A 4,139-nucleotide genomic window follows, 5' to 3' on the forward strand; every position below is an offset into this window, starting at 1 on the left:
GGGGAGTGACAGGTGTGGGGGAGGGATCGGCTGGATGTGCGAGGAGGTTCGTGTCGTCTCGGAGGTTTGTCGACAGATGGTCATTCCTGCGGGGGAAACCGGTTGGTTCCGGGGTTTTTCGGCCCCACGCGGGGCAGTCTGGCTCCGCGACGTCGTATCGCCGCCGGACGTTCGGGACGGAACGTCCGGCGGGACAGCTCAGTCAGTTCCTGGAGGAAATGTTCATGGCAAGCATCCGTGCCGCCCGCGTCGGGAGCGTGTGGTGAGTTGAGCGCGCCGGCGTCGAGGAGCGCCGGCGCGCGATGGGGATCGGGTCAGACCGGGTGGCCGTACCTTCGGGTGCGGCCACCCGGTCGTTCCGCGTGCCGGTCGTTCCGCGTGCCGGTCTCCAGTCGCCGGAAGGCCCTGCCGGGGGCGGTCAAGTCGGGGTCGACCCTGAGATGCCCCTATCTCCGGAGTACTCGTCTCCCCCTGAGGGAGGTGGACGGTAGGCGGCGAGTACAACCTGAGATGGAGAAGCCTCAGGACTTGCGGTCGATCCCCGGGGGGTGCCCGCGAACCTAGGTTTGAGTCATGACCACGCCTGGGACTTCCGCCACCGTGACGCCCCTCGTGACGCCGCTGACGTTCACCACCTACGTCCGGGCGCGCGGGCCCGTACTGATGCGCACGGCGCGCTCGCTCACCGCCAATCCCAGTGACGCCGAGGATCTCCTCCAGACCGCGCTGACCAAGACGTACCTCGCCTGGGAGCGCATCGAGGACCACCGGGCGCTGGACGGCTACGTGAGGCGTGCCCTGCTGAACACGCGCACCTCGCAGTGGCGCAAGCGGCGGGTCGACGAGTTCGTCTGCGACGAGCTGCCGGAGCCCGAACCGACGCCGGGCCCTGACCCGGCGGAGCAGCAGGCGACGCGGGACGCGTTGTGGCGGGCGGTGCTGCGGCTGCCGGCACGGCAGCGGGCGATGGTCGTGCTGCGCTACTACGAGGACCTGAGCGAGGCGCAGACGGCCGAGGTGCTGGGGGTCTCGGTGGGCACGGTGAAGAGCGCGGTCTCGCGGGCGTTGGCGAAGCTGCGGGAGGACGGCCAGCTGGCGGCGGAGGCGGCCGCCTGACCGGGCCGGCACCCGACCGGCCGGCGGGCGGGTAGCCGGCCGAGCACCGGGTGACTGGCGGTAACTCGTATACAGATGCGCTACTTTCGGTCCGGCCCGTGACAGTTCGGCCGGTCGGTGGCAGGCTGCCCGCGAGAACGTTACGCGGCTGTCAACAACGGTCGGCCCTGCCGATGACCAGCGCCGACCCGTGTGGGCGTGCCGCGCTTCTTGTGGAGCTTCGCGAACCTTCCACCCTCAGGAGGCCCGGTGCTGAGCACGATGCAGGACGTCCCGCTGACCGTGAGTCGCATCCTCGCCCACGGCGAGCGCGTCCACGGCGCGGCGGAGATCATCACGTGGACGGGCGGTCCCGAGCCGCTCAGACGGACGTTCGCCGAGACGGGAGTCCGCAGCGCCCGCCTGGCCCACGCGCTGCGGGACAAGCTCGGAGTACGCGGCGACGAGCGGGTCGGCACGCTCATGTGGAACAACGCCGAGCACGTGGAGGCTTACCTGGCGATCCCGTCGATGGGCGCCGTCCTGCACACGCTCAACCTGCGGCTCCCGCCGGAGCAGCTGGTGTGGATCGTGAACCACGCCGCCGACCGCGTCCTCCTGGTGAACGGAACGCTGCTGCCGCTGCTGGTGCCGCTGCTGCCGAAGCTGCCGACAGTCGAGCACGTCGTGGTGGTCGGCCCCGGCGACCGGGCCGCGCTGGACGGCGCGTCGGTGCGGGTGCACGACTACGAGGAACTGCTCGCCGACCGCCCGGGCAGCTACGACTGGCCGGAGATCGACGAGCGGCAGGCCGCCGCCCTCTGCTACACCTCCGGCACGACGGGCGACCCGAAGGGCGTGCTGTTCAGCCACCGGTCGGTCTACCTGCACGCCATGCAGGTCAACAGCGCCGAGTCGTTCGCCCTGACCAGCGCGGACGTCGCGATGCCCGTGGTGCCCATGTTCCACGTGAACGCCTGGGGGCTGCCGCACGCCTCGTTCATGGCGGGCGCTTCGATGCTGATGACGGACCGCTTCCTCCAGCCGGCCCCGATCGCGGAGATGATCGAGACCGTGCGGCCGACGATCGCCGGCGCGGTGCCGACCATCTGGCAGGGGCTGTTGGCCGAACTGGAGCAGAACAAGCGCGACGTCTCCTCGCTGAGCCGGGTCGTCATCGGCGGTTCGGCCTGCCCGCCGAGCCTGATGCGGGCCTTCGAGGAGCGGCACGGCGTCACGCTCGTGCACGCCTGGGGCATGACGGAGACGTCGCCGCTGGGCACGGTCTCGCACCCGCCCGCCGGAGTGAGCGGCGACGAGGCCTGGGCGTACCGGCTCACGCAGGGTCGGCTGCCGGCATCGGTGGAGGCCCGACTGGCCGCGCCCGACGGCGGCTTCGCGCCCTGGGACGGTGCCAGCGCCGGCGAGCTCGAGGTGCGCGGCCCGTGGATCGCCGCCGCCTACTACGGCGGCGCCGACGCGGACGAACCCCTGCGCCCCGAGGACAAGTTCAGCCCCGACGGCTGGCTGCGCACCGGCGACGTGGGCACCATCTCGCCCGACGGCTACCTCACGCTCACCGACCGGGCGAAGGACGTCATCAAGTCCGGTGGCGAGTGGATCTCGTCCGTGGAACTGGAGAACCACCTGATGGCCCACCCGGACGTCGCCGAGGCCGCCGTCGTCGCGGTGCCGGACGAGAAGTGGGGTGAGCGGCCGCTGGCGACCGTCGTGCTGCGGGAGGGCGCCGCCGACGTCGGCTACGGCGAGCTGCGGGACTTCCTCGCCGAGCGGGTGGCGCGCTGGCAGTTGCCCGAGCGGTGGGCGGTGATCCCGGCGGTGCCGAAGACAAGCGTCGGCAAGTTCGACAAGAAGGTGCTGCGGGCCCGCTACGCGGCCGGGGAACTGGACGTCACCGAGGTCTGAGGTCCGAGGTTCTGAGGCATTGAGGCTCTGAGGCATTGAGGCTCTGAGCGTCCGAGACGGGGCGGGGCGGTCGGTCGCCGACCGGCCGCCCCTCACCCCGTGTCGCGGCTACTGGGCGCCGATCTTGGCGAGCAGGTCGACCAGGCGGTTCTGCACCTCGGGGCTGGTGGAGCGTTCGGCGAGGAACAACACCGTCTCGCCGGAAGCCAGTTGGCCGAGCTGGTGATCGTCCATGGCCGCCGACGTGTAGACGACGAACGGCGTGCGGTTCAGCAGGCCGTTGACGCGCAGCCAGTCGATGACGCCCGCGCGGCGGCGACGCACCTGCGTGAGGTCCATGACGACCAGGTTCGGCCGCACCTGCGCGGCGAGGGCCGCCGCGTCCGTGTCGGTGGGGGCGTGCGCCACCTGCATACCGCGCCGCTCCAACGTGGCGGCAAAGGCGTTTGCGATCGCCGCCTGCTCCTCGACCAGCAGCACGCGCGGCGGGTGCTGCTCGCTGTCGCGAGGCGCGAGCGCCTTCAGCAGCACGGCCGGGTCGGCCCCGTACGCCGCCTCCCGTGACGCCTGACCGAGACCGGCCGTCACCAGGACGGGCACCTCGGCCGCCACCGCCGCCTGGCGCAGCGACTGCAGCGCCGTACGGGTGATCGGCCCGGTCAGCGGATCGACGAACAGGGCCGCCGGGTAGGCCGCGATCTGCGCGTCGACCTCCTCCCGGGAGTGGACGATCACGGGCCGGTAGCCGCGCTCGGTGAGCGCCTGCTGGGTGGTGACGTCCGGTTCCGGCCAGACCAGCAGCCGACGCGGGTTGTCCAGCGGCTCGGGCGGGAGTTCGTCGTCCACGTCCATGGGGCGCAGCGGCATCGACGGCGTCGGATCGGCCACGATCTCCACCGCGCCGTTCGGCCCGTCCAGCGGCTCGGGCCCCTCCGCCGCGCCGGCCTTGGGGGCGCTGACGGTGAACTCGCGCGCCGGGGGCGTACCACCGGGGCCCAGTGTGCCGCCGAGGTGCAGCGGCTGCGCGGGCGTCGTCTGCCCGGTGTGCGGCTGCGCGACGTCCCCGGCGGGGGTGGCGGTGTGGCCGGTGTGGCCGGTGTGGCCGGTCGGTGTGGCGG

At 72.1% G+C, this 4,139-nt stretch carries 3 protein-coding genes; 2 read left to right on the top strand and 1 reads right to left on the bottom strand.

Translation table 11 applies throughout. The features are described 5' to 3' along the window. Positions 1-573 precede the first annotated feature (573 nt). Both FNX44_RS24545 and FNX44_RS24550 read left to right on the top strand, forming a co-directional pair. Positions 574-1,116: a SigE family RNA polymerase sigma factor gene (locus FNX44_RS24545; protein WP_143651182.1), complete on the top strand. Its 543-nt coding sequence runs from the start codon at positions 574-576 to the stop codon at positions 1,114-1,116. A gap of 249 nt (positions 1,117-1,365) precedes the next feature. Then, positions 1,366-3,021, top strand: a complete 1,656-nt coding sequence (locus FNX44_RS24550; protein WP_143651184.1) for a long-chain fatty acid--CoA ligase — start codon at positions 1,366-1,368, stop codon at positions 3,019-3,021. Between the two features lie 108 nt (positions 3,022-3,129). On the opposite strand, the gene FNX44_RS24555 is transcribed toward FNX44_RS24550, so the two are convergent. Then, positions 3,130-4,139, bottom strand: a 1,010-nt coding sequence (locus FNX44_RS24555; RefSeq protein WP_500274211.1) for a PleD family two-component system response regulator, incomplete at its 5' end; no start/stop codon positions are given.

The sequence above is a fragment of the Streptomyces alkaliterrae genome, assembly GCF_007097205.2.
Classification (GTDB): Bacteria; Actinomycetota; Actinomycetes; order Streptomycetales; family Streptomycetaceae; genus Streptomyces; species Streptomyces alkaliterrae.